The organism is Stenotrophomonas sp. YJH_SMC_16 (assembly GCF_059367875.1).
This window is the reverse complement of sequence record NZ_JCAFRH010000005.1, coordinates 182,901-199,917: the sequence shown is the minus strand read 5'-3', so window position 1 is coordinate 199,917 and position 17,017 is coordinate 182,901. Positions and strand designations below refer to the sequence as shown.

15 protein-coding genes are annotated in these 17,017 nt (G+C 66.3%); 3 read left to right on the top strand and 12 right to left on the bottom strand.

Features of this window, described 5'->3' with window-relative positions; genetic code table 11:
• The first annotated feature begins 85 nt into the window (after positions 1-85).
• Both AC5P6E_RS12950 and AC5P6E_RS12945 read left to right on the top strand, forming a co-directional pair.
• Positions 86-298 (top strand): hypothetical protein, encoded by a 213-nt coding sequence (locus AC5P6E_RS12950; RefSeq protein ID WP_010486834.1) that lies wholly within the window; start codon positions 86-88, stop codon positions 296-298.
• Positions 295-552, top strand: coding sequence for a hypothetical protein (locus AC5P6E_RS12945; protein ID WP_032952780.1), 258 nt, complete (start codon positions 295-297; stop codon positions 550-552). The genes AC5P6E_RS12950 and AC5P6E_RS12945 overlap by 4 nt, the downstream gene beginning before the upstream one ends.
• A gap of 161 nt (positions 553-713) precedes the next feature.
• On the opposite strand, the gene lpdA is transcribed toward AC5P6E_RS12945, so the two are convergent.
• The 6 genes from lpdA to purB all read right to left on the bottom strand — a co-directional run bounded on the left by lpdA (position 714) and on the right by purB (position 10,867).
• Positions 714-2,150, bottom strand: coding sequence for a dihydrolipoyl dehydrogenase (lpdA, locus tag AC5P6E_RS12940; RefSeq protein WP_197598132.1), 1,437 nt, complete (start codon positions 2,148-2,150; stop codon positions 714-716).
• A gap of 63 nt (positions 2,151-2,213) precedes the next feature.
• A complete protein-coding gene (gene sucB, locus AC5P6E_RS12935; RefSeq protein ID WP_049409293.1) occupies positions 2,214-3,416 on the bottom strand; it encodes a dihydrolipoyllysine-residue succinyltransferase in 1,203 nt (400 codons plus the stop codon).
• A 40-nt stretch (positions 3,417-3,456) separates the two neighbouring features.
• The gene (locus AC5P6E_RS12930; protein WP_010486842.1) at positions 3,457-6,288 is read right to left on the bottom strand and encodes a 2-oxoglutarate dehydrogenase E1 component; all 2,832 of its coding nucleotides are present in this window, start codon (positions 6,286-6,288) and stop codon (positions 3,457-3,459) included.
• A gap of 186 nt (positions 6,289-6,474) precedes the next feature.
• Entirely contained in the window at positions 6,475-7,371 is an 897-nt protein-coding gene (locus tag AC5P6E_RS12925) for a GNAT family N-acetyltransferase (RefSeq protein ID WP_262102191.1), read from the bottom strand.
• Positions 7,372-7,380: 9 nt separating this feature from the next.
• Positions 7,381-8,796 (bottom strand): ribosomal protein uL16 3-hydroxylase, encoded by a 1,416-nt coding sequence (locus tag AC5P6E_RS12920; protein WP_019337365.1) that lies wholly within the window; start codon positions 8,794-8,796, stop codon positions 7,381-7,383.
• 703 nt (positions 8,797-9,499) lie between these two features.
• The gene (gene purB / locus AC5P6E_RS12915) at positions 9,500-10,867 is read right to left on the bottom strand and encodes an adenylosuccinate lyase (RefSeq protein WP_010480398.1); all 1,368 of its coding nucleotides are present in this window, start codon (positions 10,865-10,867) and stop codon (positions 9,500-9,502) included.
• A 292-nt stretch (positions 10,868-11,159) separates the two neighbouring features.
• Between purB and AC5P6E_RS12910 the strand changes: the two genes are divergently transcribed.
• Positions 11,160-12,584 carry a class II fumarate hydratase gene (locus AC5P6E_RS12910; RefSeq protein WP_019337364.1) on the top strand — a complete coding sequence of 475 codons (1,425 nt, stop codon included), beginning with the start codon at positions 11,160-11,162 and terminating at the stop codon, positions 12,582-12,584.
• A gap of 79 nt (positions 12,585-12,663) precedes the next feature.
• On the opposite strand, the gene AC5P6E_RS12905 is transcribed toward AC5P6E_RS12910, so the two are convergent.
• The 6 genes from AC5P6E_RS12905 to AC5P6E_RS12880 form a co-directional block, all read right to left on the bottom strand.
• The gene (locus AC5P6E_RS12905) at positions 12,664-13,089 is read right to left on the bottom strand and encodes a hypothetical protein (RefSeq protein ID WP_010480403.1); all 426 of its coding nucleotides are present in this window, start codon (positions 13,087-13,089) and stop codon (positions 12,664-12,666) included.
• A 106-nt stretch (positions 13,090-13,195) separates the two neighbouring features.
• Positions 13,196-13,801 (bottom strand): YggN family protein, encoded by a 606-nt coding sequence (locus AC5P6E_RS12900; RefSeq protein ID WP_010480405.1) that lies wholly within the window; start codon positions 13,799-13,801, stop codon positions 13,196-13,198.
• 30 nt (positions 13,802-13,831) lie between these two features.
• A complete protein-coding gene (locus AC5P6E_RS12895; RefSeq protein ID WP_019337362.1) occupies positions 13,832-14,719 on the bottom strand; it encodes a DUF4097 family beta strand repeat-containing protein in 888 nt (295 codons plus the stop codon).
• Positions 14,720-14,744: 25 nt separating this feature from the next.
• Positions 14,745-15,773 carry an ABC-2 transporter permease gene (locus AC5P6E_RS12890; protein ID WP_019337361.1) on the bottom strand — a complete coding sequence of 343 codons (1,029 nt, stop codon included), beginning with the start codon at positions 15,771-15,773 and terminating at the stop codon, positions 14,745-14,747.
• Positions 15,770-16,645 carry an ABC transporter ATP-binding protein gene (locus AC5P6E_RS12885; protein WP_019337360.1) on the bottom strand — a complete coding sequence of 292 codons (876 nt, stop codon included), beginning with the start codon at positions 16,643-16,645 and terminating at the stop codon, positions 15,770-15,772. Before AC5P6E_RS12885 ends, AC5P6E_RS12890 begins: the two co-directional genes overlap by 4 nt.
• Positions 16,645-17,004 carry a GntR family transcriptional regulator gene (locus AC5P6E_RS12880; protein ID WP_006453095.1) on the bottom strand — a complete coding sequence of 120 codons (360 nt, stop codon included), beginning with the start codon at positions 17,002-17,004 and terminating at the stop codon, positions 16,645-16,647. The genes AC5P6E_RS12885 and AC5P6E_RS12880 overlap by 1 nt, the downstream gene beginning before the upstream one ends.
• Positions 17,005-17,017: the final 13 nt, after the last annotated feature.

The following is a 17,017-nucleotide window of genomic DNA, read 5'->3' as shown; positions in this document are numbered from 1 at the left end:
GTTTCGTCGCAAACCGTTTGTGCGTGGCAAGGGCAGGGCGCCAAGGTGTCCGCAGGCGGCAAGGTGCCGCCACAAGGAGACCGTGATGAAGACCCTGTTCGCGCTCGGTGTGTGGTGCCTGCTGTTCGTGCTGTGCTGGCCGCTGGCGATCCTCGCCCTGATCGCCTGGCCGTTCGTCTGGCTGCTGAGCCTGCCGTTCCGACTGGTCGGCATCACCTTCTCGGCGCTGTTTGCGTTCCTGCGTGCGCTGTTCATGTTGCCGGCACGGTTGCTCGGCGGCCGGGCGGTGGCGGCATGAGGGCCGTGTTGCTGATGGGCCTGGTCCTGTTGTCAGGCCCGGTGCTGGCCACACCGCCCGCGCCGCCATCGGCGTGGCTGGAGCGCCAGCAGGCAGCCGGTGCCGACGAGGCGAATGCTGCGGGGGCGACGGCTTCGAAGGTGCCGGAGGCCAAGGCGCACTGCCGGGTCACGAAGGAATGGAAGGTTGGCGAGACGGTGGTGCAGCACAGGGTCTGTGACGATCCGCCGAAGAAGCCAGCTGAAAAGGTGTAGCGCCGAGCCCATGCTCGGCTGGGCCTTCACGGACCGCCAAGTGCGCAGCCGAGCGTGGGCTCGGCTCTACATGAAGAAGGGCAACAAAAAACCCCGCCGAAGCGGGGTTTTTCTTCTGCAGGTGAGTGCCGACCAACGGTCGGCACCTACCATGATGCAGATCAGTTCGCCTTGTGGATGGCGCGCTTGCTGACCGCCATCGCCGCGTCGTGGATCACTTCCGACAGCGACGGGTGGGCGTGGCAGATGCGGGCCAGATCATCGGCCGAGCCGCTGAACTCCATGGTCAGCACGCCTTCGTGCACCAGCTCGGAGACGTTGGCGCCGACCAGGTGCATGCCGAGGATGCGATCGGTTTCGGCATGGGCCAGGATCTTCACGAAGCCTGCCGGCTCGATCATCGCCACGGCGCGGCCGTTGGCGGCGAACGGGAAGCTGCCGGCCTTGTAAGGAATACCTTCGGCCTTCAGCTGGGCTTCGGTCTTGCCGACCCAGGCCAGTTCCGGCTCGGTGTAGATGACCCACGGGATGGTGTCGAAGTTGACGTGGCCCGGCAGGCCGGCGATCAGCTCAGCCACCGCGATGCCTTCCTCGAAGCCCTTGTGCGCCAGCATCGGGCCGCGCACGCAGTCGCCGACCGCCCACACGCCGTTGACGCCGGTGTGGCAGTGCGCATCGACTTCGATCTGGCCGCGCTCGTTGACCTTCACGCCGGTGCCTTCGGCCAGCAGGCCCTTGGTGGCGGCGCGACGGCCGACGGCCACCAGCAGCTTGTCCACGGTCAGGGTCTTTTCGCCTTCGCTGTCGGTGTAGGTGACAACGACTTCCTTCTTCTTGCCCTTGCCGGTGATCTCGGTCTTGGAGACCTTGGCACCGAGGCGGATGTCCAGGCCCTGCTTCTTGAATTCCTTGGCAGCGGTCTTGGCCACTTCGGCGTCGGCCACGGCCAGGAACTCCGGCAGTGCTTCCAGGATGGTGACTTCAGCGCCCAGGCGCTTCCACACGCTGCCCAGTTCCAGGCCGATCACGCCGGCGCCGATCACCGCCAGGCGGTTCGGCACTTCGGTGAAGTCCAGGCCGCCGACGTTGTCGACGATGGTCTCGCCGTCGAACTTGGCGAACGGCAGTTCGATCGAATCCGAACCGGCCGCGATGATGACGTTGGTACCCTTCAGCTCGACGATGGAACCGTCATGCTGGGTGACCTTGACCACGTTGTCCGGCTGCAGCTCGCCGAAGCCGTAATAGGCGGCGACCTTGTTGGCCTTGAACAGCATACCGATGCCGCCGGTGAACTGCTTGACGATCTTGTCCTTGCGGCCAATCATCGCCTCGACGTCGATCTTGGCATCCTTGAAGCTGATGCCGTGGTCGCCAAAGATGTGGCCCATGTTCCAGAACTGGCGCGAGGAATCCAGCAGCGCCTTGGACGGGATGCAGCCCACGCGCAGGCAGGTGCCGCCGAGGGCCGGCTTGCCGTCCTTGCCCAGCGCTGCGTCGATGCAGGCGGTCTTCAGGCCCAGCTGGGCCGCGCGGATGGCAGCGTGGTAACCGGCCGGGCCGGCACCGATGACGACGACGTCGAATTGTTCAGCCATTGAATTATTCCTTGATGCATTACCAGAACCCCTCCGCGCAGGCGCGGAGGGGCGGGAGGTGTCTTACAGGCCGAACAGCATGCGGCCCGGGTTTTCCAGCTGGTTCTTGATGTCCACCAGGAACTGCACCGAATCCTTGCCGTCGATGATGCGGTGGTCGTACGACAGCGCCAGGTACATCATCGGCGCGATCACGACCTGGCCGTTCTGGGCGATCGGACGCTCCTTGATGGCGTGCATGCCCAGGATGGCGCTCTGCGGCGGGTTGATGATCGGGGTCGACAGCAGCGAACCGAAGGTGCCGCCGTTGGTCACGGTGAAGGTGCCGCCCTGCAGTTCTTCCAGGCTCAGCTTGCCGTCACGGGCCTTCTTGGCGTAGTCGGCGATGGTCTTCTCGATGTCGGCGAACGACATGCGCTCGACGTTGCGCAGCACCGGCGTGACCAGGCCCTTCTCGGTCGACACGGCGATCGAGATGTCCGAGTAGCCGTGATAGATGATGTCGTCGCCGTCGATCGAGGCGTTGACCAGCGGGAAGCGCTGCAGGGCATTGGCCGCGGCCTTCACGAAGAAGCTCATGAAGCCCAGCTTGATGCCGTGTGCCTTGACGAACTCGTCCTGCAGTTCCTTGCGCGCCGCCGAGACCTTGGACAGGTCGACTTCGTTGAAGGTGGTCAGCATGGCGGTGGAGTTCTTCGACTCCATCAGGCGCTCGGCGATGCGCTTGCGGATGCGGGTCATCGGCACGCGTTCTTCCGGACGTGCGCCACCGGCCTTGCCGGCGCCGCCGTTGCGGGCGAAGTTGACGATGTCTTCCTTGGTCACCGCGCCGCGACGGCCGGTGCCGTCGACGTCGGCCGGGTTCACGCCTTCGGTGATGGCGGTGAAGCGGGCGCCCGGCGGCAGGGCGTCGGCGGCCGACTTGGCAGCCGGGGCCGGAGCGGCGGCTGCGGCCGGAGCAGCGGCGGCCGGGGCAGCGGCAGCCGCCGGAGCGGCTTCAGCAGCCGGAGCCGGGGCAGCAGCCACGGCGCCTTCTTCGATGATCGCCACGACCTGGCTGGAGGTCACGGTATCGCCTTCCTTGAACTTGATTTCCTTGAGCACGCCGTCAACCGGCGACGGCACTTCCAGAACGACCTTGTCTGTTTCCAGGTCAAGCAGGTTTTCGTCGCGCTTGACGGCGTCGCCCACCTTCTTGTGCCAGGTGGCGATGGTGCCGTCGGCGACGGATTCGGGCAGTACCGGGGCTTTGACTTCGGTGGCCATTGCGGGAGCTTCCTGGTTTGTCTTCTAAATAGGGGGAGGATTATTCAGCGAACGTGTCGTTGAACGGGTTGACCAGTGCGTCGGCGACCAGCTGCTGCTGTTCGCGGACGTGGTCAGCCATGTGACCGGCAGCCGGCGAAGCCGAACGTGCGCGACCGGCGTAGTGCAGGTTCTGGCCATCGGCCAGGCAGAACTGCAGGTGGTGGCGGATCTGGTACCACGCACCCTGGTTCTGCGGTTCTTCCTGCGTCCACACCACGTCGGTGGCCTTGCCGTACTTCTTCAGTTCGGCAGCCAGCAGTGCACGTGGGAACGGATACAGCTGCTCCACGCGGATGATCGCCACGTCGTCCTGGCCACGCTTGGTCTGGTCTTCCAGCAGGTCGTAGTAGACCTTGCCCGAGCACAGCACCACGCGCTTGACCTTCTTGGCATCGGCATTGGCATCGCCGATCAGGTGCTGGAACTCGCCATTGGCCAGCTCGTCCAGGGTCGACACGGCCAGCTTGTGGCGCAGCAGTGACTTCGGCGACATCACCACCAGCGGCTTGCGGGTGGTCATGTGCAGCTGGCGACGCAGCATGTGGAAGGCCTGCGCCGGGGTCGACGGCACGACAACCAGCATGTTCTCCAGCGCGCACAGCTGCAGGAAGCGCTCCAGGCGCGCCGAGCTGTGTTCCGGGCCCTGCCCTTCATAGCCATGCGGCAGCAGCAGGGTCAGGCCGGAAATACGGCCCCACTTGGCTTCACCGGCGGCGATGAACTGGTCGATCACCACCTGGGCGCCGTTGGCGAAGTCGCCGAACTGACCTTCCCAGATGCACAGCGTGTTCGGATCGGTGGTGGAGAAGCCGTACTCGTAGGCCATCACCGCTTCTTCGCTCAGCAGCGAATCGATGACGGTGGCCTTCTCCGGCGAATCCACCAGCTGCCGCAGCGGCATGTAGTAGTTGTCGGTCTTCTGGTCGTGCAGGATCGCGTGGCGGTGCGTGAACGTACCGCGGCCCACGTCCTGGCCGACCAGGCGCAGTGCATGGCCTTCATCGAGCAGGGTGGCATAGGCCAGGTTCTCGGCAAAGCCCCAGTCGCCCGGGATCTCGCCGGCGGCCATCTTGCGGCGGTCGTCGTAGACCTTGGCCACGCGCGAGTGCAGCTGCACGTCTTCGGGAATGGTGTTGATCAGCTTGGCCAGCTCGACCAGCTTGTTCTTCTCGACCTTGGTCGAGATCGGATCGGACAGCTTGCCTTCCAGCAGCTTCGGCCAATCGACGAACAGCGGGCTGGTCGGCGGGGTCTTCTCGACCTTGGCCAGCTCGGTGGTCACTTCACCGGCGTCCAGCTTCTCGCGGTAGGCATCGACCATCGCCTTGCCGGCGCCGGCGGCGATCACGCCCGCCTTTTCCAACTGCTCGGCGTACATCTCGCGGGTGGTGGCGTGCTTGCGGATCACCTGGTACATCAGCGGCTGGGTGATCGCCGGTTCGTCGGCCTCGTTGTGCCCCCAACGGCGGTAGCACATCAGGTCGATGACCACGTCCTTGGCAAACTTCTGGCGGAACTCGAAGGCCAGCTGCGCGGCGAACACCACCGCTTCCGGATCATCGCCGTTCACGTGCAGCACCGGAGCGGCGATCATCTTCGCCACGTCGGTGGCGTAGCGCGTGGAACGCGTATCCAGCGGGTTGGAGGTGGTGAAGCCGACCTGGTTGTTGACCACGATGTGCACGGTGCCGCCGACGGCGAAGCCGCGGGCCTGCGACATCTGGAACAGCTCCATGACCACGCCCTGGCCGGAGAAGGCCGCGTCGCCGTGGATCAGGATCGGCATGACCTGCTTGCGGGCGGTGTCCTTGCGGCGCTCCTGGCGCGAACGCACGGAACCGGCCACGACCGGGTCGGCGATTTCCAGGTGCGACGGGTTGAACGCCAGCGCCAGGTGCACCGGGCCGCCTTCGGTGGCGACGTCGGCCGAGAAGCCCATGTGGTACTTCACGTCACCGGCCGAGGCGTGCTCGTCGTGCTCGAACTTGCCTTCGAACTCGTCGAACAGCTTGCGCGGGTTCTTGCCCAGGGTGTTGACCAGCACGTTCAGGCGGCCGCGGTGGGCCATGCCGATCACCACGTCCTTGACGCCATCCTTGCCGGCGCTGCGGATGATGGTGTCCATCATCGGGATCAGCGAGTCGCCGCCTTCCAGCGAGAAGCGCTTCTGGCCGACGTACTTGGTGTGCAGGTAGCGCTCCAGGCCTTCAGCCGCGGTCAGGCGCTCCAGGGTGCGGCGCTGGGTGTCAGCGTCCAGCTGGTAGTTGCCACCGGCCGCTTCCAGCTTCTTGTAGATCCACTGGCGCTGCTCGACCTCGGAGATGTGCATGAACTCCGCACCGATCGAGCCGGTGTAGGTCGCCTTCAGGCGTGCAAGCAGGTCGCGCAGCTTCATGCGCGGCTGGCCGCCGACGCCGCCGGTGCTGAACTCGCTGTTGAGGTCGGCATCGGACAGGCTGTGGAACGGCAGCCCCAGGTCCGGGGTGTTGACCGGTGCGGCCAGCCCCAGCGGATCAAGGCGCGCGTCCAGGTGACCACGCGAGCGGTAGGCGGTGATCAGGCGACCGACATTGCGCTCACGCTCGTCGCCCGCACCGCTGCCGGTGCCGGCTTTCAGCGCATCCTTGGCCGCGTCCGCGATGTGGGAGATGACAGCCGAGTGCGGGATGTCACCTGCTTCGCGGCCCTTGAAGCCGTCGAAGTAGGTTTTCCATTTGGGATCGACACTATCCGGGGAGACCAGGTACTGCTCGTACAGGTCCTCGACATAGGAGGCGTTGCCGCCGGCGAGTTGCGAAGATTGCGCAAACTGCTTCAGTTGATTGTCCACGATGGAGGGTGCTGATTCGCTTTGTGGGGTATGGCTTCAGAAGGACCCGGCACGAAGATGAATAGCCATGCACGGGCGCGTTCAAACAGCCAAATTGTACCCCCAACCGGACACGAAGGGGCATCACCAGAGGCATCGCGCGTCCCCCGGTGCCGCTTCCAGACAGGTTGGCGCGGTGGCCCGCGCTCAGATGCCGAGCGCGCGCAGTTCGCTGCAATCGCGCGAACGGTCCCAGACACGCTGCAATTGCTGCTCGAACGGCTGCGAACGTGCCGGCAGCGCGATGCCGGCTTCGCCGTCGAGGCGATGCCCGATCAGACGAAAGTAGAAGTCGCCGGCATCGTTGAGCAGGCAGGCCGAGGCCAACGCACGGTCGACCGGGTCGGTGACCTCGCGGAACTGGATCACGCTTGGCAGGCGCTGGGCCAACGCCAGCAGCGGTGCCCCGGCAGAGGCAACGGCAGCCGCATCGTGCACGATCACCCGCAGCTGCTTGTCGTGGCGGGCGGTGACGAAGCGGCGCAGGGCGGCCTGCACCTGCGGTGCGTCAAGCAGGCCGGGGTCCAGCTGGCGGCTGTGCAGCCACAGTTGGCGGCGGGCGCGGTGGATGATGGCGGTGGTGATCGCCACCGCCTCGGCGCGGCCGTCGATGGCGCGGGCCGCGCCCAGCCGGCGACGCATCTGCTGGTGGCCGATGCCGGCCTCCTCGAACACCTCGCCCTCGGGCAGGAAACCCTGGCGGGCATAGAAGTCACGGGCCGGCAGCTGCGCGTGCAGGTGCAGTTCGGCCAGGCCGAGCCGGCGCCCGGCCTCGACCAGTGCCTCCAGCAGGGCTTCACCGACGCCGCGGCTGCGATGGCTGGCCAGCACCGCCATGCGGCCGATGCGTCCATCCGGGGCCAGTCGGCCGGTGCCGACCGGTTCGCCGTCGGCGTCCAGCGCCAGTACATGGGCGCTGACCGGGTCCAGCGCGTCGCGCTCCAGTTCGGCGGCGATGCCCTGTTCCTGCACGAACACCCGCTGCCGCACGTCGTGGATGGCGACGTGGGCGTCGGCGTGGCTGACCTGCTGGACCCGGACCATGGCGGCGACTCAGGCGCGGCCGACGTCGCTGTCGTCTTCCTCGTCGTCCTCGAAGTTGACGATGACCTCGATGCCGTCGTCGTGCACGGTCACGGAGTGGACATCGTCGGACACCGCATCGGCGTCGATCGCATCCACGCGGTCACGGCCTTCGACGACCTCGCCGAGCACCGCGGCATCTTCGCCGTCGTCCTCGTCTTCGGCCTCGTATACCTCATTCGGGTCGATCAGCTGGAACACCCCGCCGACCAGCAGCTGCTGGACCACGGCACGGCCCTTGTCGGACAGGCCGCGATAGGCGGCGGCATCGAGCTGTTCGGCGCCGGCCAGACGCTGGGCGTCCTTCACCGGCAGCGCGAAGTCCTGGCCGCTGACGTACAGGCTGGCGCCGCGCTTGGCCCGGCGCCAGGCCAGGCGCGCCCACGGGTGGCGCTGCAGCAGCAGGCCCGACGCCAGGGCCTGGACCACTTCCTCCGGTGCCGGTGCTGCCTGGTGGGCCATCACTTCGCCCGCTGCACGGTAGGTGGTGATGAAGCGGCCGAACCAGTCACCCAGCTTGTCCGGGTCGTTCATGCGGATGGCGTTGAGCGCGGTGATCACCCGCGCCATCGCCACCGTGTCGATCTCGTTCGGGTCGGCCGGCACCTTGAGGTCGGCATCCTGGTAGCGGATGTTCTCGTCGGCATCGGCGATCAGGGTGTCCAGGTAGTCGCTGATCAGCTCGGCCGAGGACGGCGCACGCATGCCGAACGAGAAGGTCAGGCAGGGGTCTTCGGCCACGCCGTGGTGCGGCACGTTCGGCGGCAGATACAGCATGTCGCCTGGTGCCAGCACCCAGTCGTGGGTCGGCTTGAACACCTTCAGCAGCTTCAGCTCCACGTCCGGGCGGAAGCCCAGCGGCGGCTGCTTGCCCTTGATCGATTCGCTGGCATCGATCTGCCAGCGGCGGTGGCCGTGGGCCTGCAGCAGGAATACGTCGTACTGGTCGACGTGGGCGCCGACCGAGCCACCGGTAGCGGCGAAGCTGATCATCACGTCATCCATGCGCCAGCGCGGCAGGAAGCTGAAGTGCTCGATCAGGGCGCGCACGTCCGGGTCCCACTTGTCCACGTCCTGCACCAGCAGGGTCCAGTCGTGGTCGGGCAGGGCGGGGAACACGTCTTCCTGGAATGGGCCAGTGCGCACGCGCCAGCCGTCCTGGGTCTTGTCGTGCTCGATCAGGCGCGCCAGTACACCTTCCTCGCAGGCCAGCCCGGCCAGGTCTTCCGGCTGCACCGGGGTCTGGAAGTCCGGGAAGGCGTTACGGATCAGCAGCGGGCGCTTCTGCCAGAAATCGCGCAGGAAGGTGGCCGGCGCCATGCCCAGCGGCTGGCCGGGACGGGCGGTGACTTCGATGAGGGGGGCGGAGGACTTGCGGGCGGCCATGGGGGAATCCTTGCAGCGGAAAGCGGGAGGGGCGGCGCGGCGGGCCACCAAGGTCTCCATTGTCCGACGTTCGTTGGGATTGCGCACGTGCGGTGGTTTGTCGCGGGGTGTCCGGCCAACGGCTGAGCCCCTCGTGGCGACATCTTGGTAGGGTCGACTGTTAGTCGACCGGCTTCATGGGCTTGGCCGGGCGGGTGGGCTGCGCGGGGGACGCTGCAAGTACGTCCATGTAAGCTCGATCGCCGCATCCATGCGGCTCACGCCCCCGCGCAGCCCACCCGCCCGGCCCCTGACAGTTTCCTGCGTGGCCCGCCACGGAATGGAAGAAGAAAATCAAAGACAAAAGCGGGTCGCGCGCTGCGCTTGCTCGTGTAGAGCCGAGCGTGGGCTCGGCTCTACAGCGATCCCAAAGACAAAGAGGGACGCGGCGAAGCCGCGTCCCTCTCAAATTCCGTCCCGACAACCCAGTGCTCTTCGATCCGTCACCGGGAATCTGTCAGAGGCGGGTCGGGATGGGCCAGCGGGACCGTTGGCGCCATGGATGGCGCCATCGAGCCCCCAGGGACGGGTTCACGGCGTGTCCCGCTGGCCCATCCCGACCCGCCCAGCTAGCAGCAATCCAGAGCCGCTCTTGACGTTTATGTTGCTGTTGCCGTTGCCTGCCGCAGGCAGCGCCCGCGGCCGCCGCCGCAAAGGAAACCCCTTAGATCTTCTTCGCCAGCGATTCCGCCAGACCGGTGTAGCTGCCCGGGGTCATCTCCAGCAGGCGCTGCTTCGCATCCGCCGGCAGCTCCAGCCCCTGCACGAACGCACGCATCGACTCGGCGGTGATGCCCTGGCCACGGGTCAGCGCCTTCAGCTGCTCGTACGGATTCGGCAGGCCATGGCGGCGCATCACCGTCTGCACGGCTTCGGCCAGCACTTCCCAGGCCGCGTCCAGATCCGCGTCCAGCCGCTGCGGGTTCACTTCCAGCTTGCCCAGGCCCTTGGCCAGCGAGTCCAGTGCCACCTGGCTGTGGCCGAACGCGGTGCCCAGTGCACGCAGCACGGTGGAATCGGTCAGGTCACGCTGCCAGCGGCTGATCGGCAGCTTCGCGCTGAAGTGCTCGAACAGCGCGTTGGCGATGCCGAAGTTGCCTTCCGCATTCTCGAAATCGATCGGGTTGACCTTGTGCGGCATCGTCGACGAGCCGACTTCGCCTTCCTTCAGGCGCTGCTTGAAGTAGCCCAGCGAAACATAGCCCCAGATGTCACGGGCCAGGTCGATCAGGATGATGTTGGCGCGGCGTGCGGCATCGCCGATCTCGGCGATGTTGTCGTGCGGCTCGATCTGCGTGGTGTACGGGTTGAACACCAGGCCCAGGCCGGTCACGAAGCGCTCGGCGAAGGCCGGCCAGTCCACGTCCGGATAGCTGGCCACGTGCGCGTTGTAGTTGCCTACCGCGCCGTTGATCTTGCCGGTCAGCTCGACGGCAGCGATCTGCCTGCGCTGGCGCTCCAGGCGCGCGACCACGTTGGCCAGTTCCTTGCCCAGGGTGGTCGGCGAGGCGGTCTGGCCGTGGGTGCGCGACAGCATCGGCTGGCCGGCCTGGGCGTGGGCCAGGCTGCGCAGGCTGTTGGCGATGCCGTCCAGGGTCGGCAGCAGCACCTCGCGGCGGGCCTGCTCCAGCATCAGGCCGTAGCTGAGATTGTTGATGTCTTCGCTGGTGCAGGCGAAATGCACGAATTCCAGCGCCGGTGCCAGCTCGGTGTCGTCCTTCAGCTGTTCCTTGATGAAGTACTCCACCGCCTTGACGTCATGGTTGGTGGTGCGCTCGATTTCCTTCACGCGCGCGGCCTGGGCCGGGCTGAAGCTGGCGGCCAGGGCGCGCAGGCGGGCGACGGCGGCGTCGGAGAACGGGGCCAGCTCGACGATGCCCGGCTCGGCGGCCAGGGCCAGCAGCCACTCCACTTCGACCGTGATGCGGGCCTTGATCAGGCCGTACTCGGAGAAGATCGGGCGCAGGGCATCGACCTTGCCGGCATAGCGGCCATCGAGCGGGGACAGGGCGAGCAGGGCGGAATCGGACATGTCGGCAGGGCTGGGACGAGCGGCGGGGGCCATATTCTACGACGTGCCGGGCAGGCGTGCCCTGTAGAGCCGAGCCCACGCGCGGCTGCTCCGGGTAATCCAGCGCCCACGGGCCAGCCGAGCGTAGGTTCGGTTCTACAACACGGCCCTGCGGATGAAACGATCTGGCCCGCGCTCGTCATCCCACGCTGCGGGCAAGGGAGTATCGTTGGCGCAGCCGCCAGCCCGGGAAGCGACACCCTGCCAGCCGCCGCTTCCCTTTCCCCAACTGAAGTAGTGCGGAGTTGATGCAATGAGCAAAGCTGCAAGCAAGGGTTTCAGAATCGAACACGACAGCATGGGCGAGCTGCAGGTGCCTGTGGACGCCCTGTGGGGCGCCCAGACCCAGCGTGCCGTGCAGAACTTCCCGGTGTCGGGCCAGCGCATGCCGCGCGGTTTCATCCGCGCCCTGGGCCTGGTCAAGGGCGCCGCCGCGGGCGTCAACGCCGAGCTGGGCCACCTGCCGAAGAATGTGGCCAAGGCCATCCAGACCGCCGCCGCCGAAGTGGCCGCCGGCACCTGGGACGCGCAGTTCCCGATCGATGTCTACCAGACGGGTTCGGGCACTTCCTCGAACATGAATGCCAACGAGGTCATCGCCACCCTGGCCAACCGTGCCGGCAAGGCCGGCAAGGCCGCTGTGCATCCCAATGACCACGTCAACCAGGGGCAGAGCTCCAACGACGTGATTCCAACCGCGCTGCGCGTGTCGGCGGTACTGGCGACGCATGAGCAGCTGCTGCCGGCGCTGGTGCACCTGCGCAAGACCCTGGACAAGAAGGGCCGCAGCCTGCGCAAGGTGGTCAAGACCGGCCGTACCCACCTGATGGATGCGATGCCGCTCACCTTCGAGCAGGAGTTCGGCGCATGGTCCGCACAGCTGGCCTCGGCGCAGGAGCGCATCGAAGACAGCCTGAAGCGCGTGCGTCGCCTGCCGCTGGGCGGCACCGCCATCGGCACCGGCATCAACGCCGACCCACGTTTTGGTGCACAAGTGGCCAAGGCGCTGAAGCAGCAGACCGGTGTCAAGTTCGACAGCGCCGAGAACAAGTTCGAAGGCCTGGCCGCGCAGGACGATGCAGTCGAGCTGTCCGGCCAGCTCAATGCGCTGGCCGTGGCGCTGATCAAGATCGCCAATGACCTTCGCTGGATGAACGCCGGTCCGCTGGCCGGGCTGGGCGAGATCGAACTGCCGGCACTGCAGCCGGGCAGCTCGATCATGCCGGGCAAGGTCAATCCGGTGATTCCGGAAGCGACCGTGATGGCCTGTGCGCAGGTCATCGGCCACCACACCGCGATCACCGTGGCTGGCCAGACCGGCAACTTCCAGCTCAACGTCACGCTGCCGCTGATCGCGGTGAACCTGCTCGATGGCATCGGCCTGCTCGCCAACGTGTCGACCCTGTTGGCGGACAGCGCGATCGCCGGGCTGAAGGTGCGTGAGGATCGCGTGGCCGAGGCGCTGGCGCGTAATCCGATCCTGGTCACCGCACTGAATCCGATCATCGGCTACGAGAAGGCTGCGGCGATTGCCAAGCGTGCCTACAAGGAACAGCGCCCGGTGCTGGACGTGGCACTGGAGGACAGCGGGTTGGCCGAAGCCGAGCTGCGTCGTCTGCTGGACCCGGCCGCGCTGACGGCCGGTGGCATCCAGGCCGGTGGCGGTGGCGGCGGTTGATCCGGATTCTGTAATCTGTAGAGCCGAGCCCATGCCCGGCTCTACAAAAGGAAACGCCGCCCTCTGGCGGCGTTTTTCTTCAGCGACGGTCGGCGACGATGTTGCCGAAGGTGTCGGTGTAATCCTTGAACTCGGGGATGCGCTGGATCAGGTCCGTCGGAATCACTTCCATGCCCTCGGGCGGCTGGATCTTCACCGGCTGCATGTTGGGATCGGCCGGTGCGGCCACCAGGGTGTTCTGGCGCAGCACCTGCAGCTTGCCGAACATGGTCTGCAGCATCTGCTTCTGTCCGTCGTCCAGCGGAATCTGGATCTCGTCCATCTTCATCGTGCCATCGGCGAGGATGATGATGTTCGGTGCTGGCGGGCGACGCACGGTGACCATGCCTTCGCTGACGGAAATCTTGGGCTTGCCGCGCTCGGCACGGTGGTTGCGGTATTCCTGGTCACAGCCGACCAGGCCGAGGCAGAGCAGGGCGGTCAGCAGCAGAAACAGCTTCTTCATGACATTCGGTTCGGGGGCGTCCGGGGCCGCCATTGTAAGCCGGACGGCGCACTACGGCCGGCAGCCGGACGCCGCTGCCGGCCGGGTGCGCTGATCTGTCACAGGCCTAGCGCTGGACCACGGTGTCCTTGCCGCAGTCGTCCACGTCGCCCTGGTCCATGGTCGCGTAGGGCTTGAACGCCGGCAGTTCGCGTGCGAGCGCCTGCTGGCTGGCCAGCATCGCCGGAAGGCGGTCGCAGATGCGCTTGGCCTGGGCTTCGATCTTCTCGGCTTCGGCATTGATGCGCTTTTCGACACCTTCGCTGTCGCCGCTGAAAATGCCCTTCAGCGCTTCGCCGGCCGCGCTGGCACCCAGTTTGGCGCCTGCCAGGCCGACATCCATGCCGTCCATCGCGATGGCGACCACGTGGCCGCGGTAGTCCTGCAGATGGCGGCGCTGGATATCGTTGGCAGCGATCTCCTTGCCCGCGATCAGCAGGCGGCCATCCGGGGTGATCTCCGCACGCGGCTGCTTGTCCGCCGAGATCTTGATGTTGCCCTGGGCGATATCCTTGCGGGCATCGTCCATGGCGTTTCTGACGGTCTCGCCAACGCCACCTGTGGCTTCGGCGACGCTTTTGCCGACGGTCTTGTCGGGCGCGGACGACGTGCCGCCGCAGGCGATCAGCGGCAGGGACAGCAGCACAGCGGGCAACAGGCGCAACAGGTTCATGGTGTTCCCCTGATAGTGTCTGGAAGAGGGTTACTTGCTGCGCGGCAGAGTGACCCGCCCGCTGACGTTGCGATGATCGACGTCACCGCTGCCGCTGTGATCGACGGTCAGGGTGCCGCGCACGCCGTCGACCTGGATGTCGCCCGAGCCGTGGCTGCGGACGTGCACATTGCCGCCGATGTCGGCCAGGTCGACGCCGCCGGAGCCGACCACGCCCACTTCAACGTTGCCCTGCACGCGCTTGAACTCGATGTCACCCGAGCCCACCGTGTCCAGCCGCGCGTTGCCACGTACATCGGTGATCTTCAGGTCACCGGAGCCGACGGTACCGGTGCTGGCGTCGCCGCTGATGTTGCGTACGGTGACGTCGCCGGAACCCAGCGACAGCAGATTCAAGGAACTGCCGCCATCGATGTTGAGGTCGCCGGAACCCACTGCAGCGTGGATGCTGCCGCGGGTGCCGCGGGCCACCGCGTCACCTGAGCCGACGTCCACGCTGAGGGACTGTGCGTTTTCCACGCTGGCATCGCCCGAGCCGACCTTGAACTGCAGCGGCAGGTTGTCCGGCACGCTGCCGCGGATATCCAGCCAGGCGTAGCTGTTGCCCAGACTGATGCCACTTTGGCGGCCGTCGCGGCGCAGGCTCACCACCAGCTTGTCGCCCACCTTGCGCTGGTCCAGTACCAGCTGGTCCAGCCATTCCTGGCTGGACGCGCAGGCGCGGCCGTCCAGCTGGCCGCCGCCAGCGCTGGCGACCACCTTCAGGTCATGCTGGTTGACCTCGAACACCACCGTCTTGGCACCGGCCACGTCCAGCTTCAGCGCGCGGGCAGCAGTGAACTTGCAGTTCGGAGCATCGGCGGCCAGCGCCGACAACGGCAACAGCAACAACGCAGAACAGGCGAGCAGGGAACGCATGGGTAATGCCTCCGGATGGATGGGATCAGATCTCGCCGGCGCGCTTGCGCAGGCGGATGGCAAGGAAGATGAACACTGCACCGACGACGGCGCCGATCCACAGTTCCGGCATCGCCAGCGACTTCAGCTGCGAGGCGGGGGACATCAGACTGACGACCGAGTCCAGATCGCGGCGCGAGGCTTCGTCGGCGCCGAGGCGATACAGCAGGTCCATGCCGGGTACGCCCCCCAGCAGCAGGCGGCCGACGATGTTCTGCCAGAACCAGCCGGTGGTCAGGCCGAACAGCGGCATCATCTTGGTGGAGCTGACAATGATGCCGGCAAACAGCGGCAGCATCACCGCCCACAGGAACGGCTTGCTCCTGGCCCATGCCGAGCACAGCAGCAGCCAGCCGGCGGTGGGCAGGGCCCACAGGGCATAGACCGGAATCCAGGCCAGGTGCCCAGCGGCAAGGGTCAGCGGGCTGGCCGGGCCCCAGATCAGGGTCATCGGGCTGCCACCGTGCAGCAGCGCGACGGCACTGATGATCAGCATGAAACCGAACATGGTGAGGATGCCAGCGATCACTGCGATCAACGGTGCCACGATCAGTGCGCTGATCACCTTGGACAGCACGGTCTGCGTGTCCGACAGCGGCAACGACTTCCAGAACAGGATGCTGCGGTCGCGGCGATCGTCGTACAGGGCGCCCAGGCAGTAGAAGAACACCACGAAGGCCAGCACCAGGAAGGGCCAACTTGAACTGAGCACCAGAGTCAGGTCCAGGCCGTTGCCAAGATCAGCAAGGTCCTTGGCACTGATGTCACGGGTGAGCAGGGCCAGGTCCAGGCCATTGATGTTCACGTTCTCGCCATCGATGTGCAGGCCACCGTCGCGCGCTGCACGGTTCAGTGCGAAGAGGCCGAAGGCAATGCCGGCGATGCTCATCACCAGCGAGATCAGGCCGGCGATCAACGGGGCATACAGGAAACCGCCGCGGTTCTCCCAGTACTCGCGCTTGAGCAGCCAGCGCAGGGTGCCGATCGGGCTGACGGGGTGGTTGACGGCATTCATGCGTAGGTCCCCTTCATGATGGCGACGAACAGGTCGGCCAGGCCCGGGATGCGGGTCTCGCCGAGGGAGGAAAGCTGGGCGCGCGGCACGCCATCGAACAGCATCACGGTCTTGCCGAACGCCAGGCTGCGCTCGTCGATCGGCTTCAGGGCGCGGGCGGTGTCCAGCTGGTCGGCATTGACCAGCAGCTCGGTGTAGCGCTGGCCGACGTCGTCCATTTCCGCGTCGAGCACGATGCGGCCGTCGCGGATGAACATCACGTCGCTGAGGATGTGCTCGATCTCCTCCACCTGGTGGGTGGTGACGATGATGGTCTTCTGTTCGTCGAAGTAGTCTTCCAGCAGGCGCTGGTAGAACTCCTTGCGGTACAGGATGTCCAGGCCCAGGGTCGGTTCGTCCAGCACCAGGATGCGGGCATCGATGGCCATCACCAGCGCCAGGTGCAGCTGCACGATCATGCCCTTGGACAGCTCGCGCACGCGCTGCTTCGGCTGCAGCTTGGTGTTGGCCAGGAAGCGCTCGCAACGGGCGCGGTCGAAGCGCGGGTGCACGCCGGCGACGAAGTCGATCGCCTCGCGGACCTTCAGCCAGCGCGGCAGTACGGCGACGTCGGCGATGAAGCAGATGTCGTTCATCAGTTCGTCGCGGTGCAGTCGCGGGTCGCGGCCGAGCACGCTCAGTTCACCCTCCACCGAGGTCAGGCCCAGAAGGGCCTTCAGCGCGGTGGTCTTGCCGGCGCCATTGGGCCCGATCAGGCCGACGATACGCCCGCTTGGAATGCTGAAACTGGCATTGTCGAGGGCGACCGTGGTCTTGTAGGCCTTGCGCAGGCCTCGGGCGGTGATGACCGACTCACTTGCAGTGCTATTCATCAGACTTTCCCCTGGGGCAGCAATTCGTCGAGGCTCAGGCCCAGGCGCTGGATGCGCTCCAGAACCGCGGGCCATTCTTCGTTGAGGAAACGGTCGCGCTCGCTGCTGCGCAGCTGCGTGGCCGCCTGCTCGGTCATGAACATGCCCAGGCCGCGGCGCTTCTCGACCAGGCCTTCGTCGGCCAGTTCCTGGTAAGCGCGCGAAACGGTGATGGGATTGAGTTGATAGTCGGCGGCCACCTGGCGCACCGAAGGCAGGGCATCGCCCGGCTTGAGGATTCCGTCGAGCATCATGGCGATCACGCGCTCCTTCAACTGACGGTAGATGGGAGCGCCGTCGCTCCACTGGATGTCGCTCATATTCAGCTCCGTG

Bases quoted from the DNA above. Each gene is read 5' to 3' on its own strand.
- AC5P6E_RS12925 (WP_262102191.1), bottom strand. From the start codon at position 7,371: ATGGTCCGGGTCCAGCAGGTCAGCCACGCCGACGCCCACGTCGCCATC.
- AC5P6E_RS12890 (WP_019337361.1), bottom strand. From the start codon at position 15,773: ATGAATGCCGTCAACCACCCCGTCAGCCCGATCGGCACCCTGCGCTGG.
- AC5P6E_RS12910 (WP_019337364.1), top strand. From the start codon at position 11,160: ATGAGCAAAGCTGCAAGCAAGGGTTTCAGAATCGAACACGACAGCATG.
- AC5P6E_RS12900 (WP_010480405.1), bottom strand. From the start codon at position 13,801: ATGAACCTGTTGCGCCTGTTGCCCGCTGTGCTGCTGTCCCTGCCGCTG.
- AC5P6E_RS12920 (WP_019337365.1), bottom strand. From the start codon at position 8,796: ATGGCCGCCCGCAAGTCCTCCGCCCCCCTCATCGAAGTCACCGCCCGT.
- AC5P6E_RS12880 (WP_006453095.1), bottom strand. From the start codon at position 17,004: ATGAGCGACATCCAGTGGAGCGACGGCGCTCCCATCTACCGTCAGTTG.
- lpdA (WP_197598132.1), bottom strand. From the start codon at position 2,150: ATGGCTGAACAATTCGACGTCGTCGTCATCGGTGCCGGCCCGGCCGGT.
- AC5P6E_RS12945 (WP_032952780.1), top strand. From the start codon at position 295: ATGAGGGCCGTGTTGCTGATGGGCCTGGTCCTGTTGTCAGGCCCGGTG.
- AC5P6E_RS12885 (WP_019337360.1), bottom strand. From the start codon at position 16,645: ATGAATAGCACTGCAAGTGAGTCGGTCATCACCGCCCGAGGCCTGCGC.
- sucB (WP_049409293.1), bottom strand. From the start codon at position 3,416: ATGGCCACCGAAGTCAAAGCCCCGGTACTGCCCGAATCCGTCGCCGAC.
- AC5P6E_RS12895 (WP_019337362.1), bottom strand. From the start codon at position 14,719: ATGCGTTCCCTGCTCGCCTGTTCTGCGTTGTTGCTGTTGCCGTTGTCG.
- AC5P6E_RS12905 (WP_010480403.1), bottom strand. From the start codon at position 13,089: ATGAAGAAGCTGTTTCTGCTGCTGACCGCCCTGCTCTGCCTCGGCCTG.
- AC5P6E_RS12950 (WP_010486834.1), top strand. From the start codon at position 86: ATGAAGACCCTGTTCGCGCTCGGTGTGTGGTGCCTGCTGTTCGTGCTG.
- purB (WP_010480398.1), bottom strand. From the start codon at position 10,867: ATGTCCGATTCCGCCCTGCTCGCCCTGTCCCCGCTCGATGGCCGCTAT.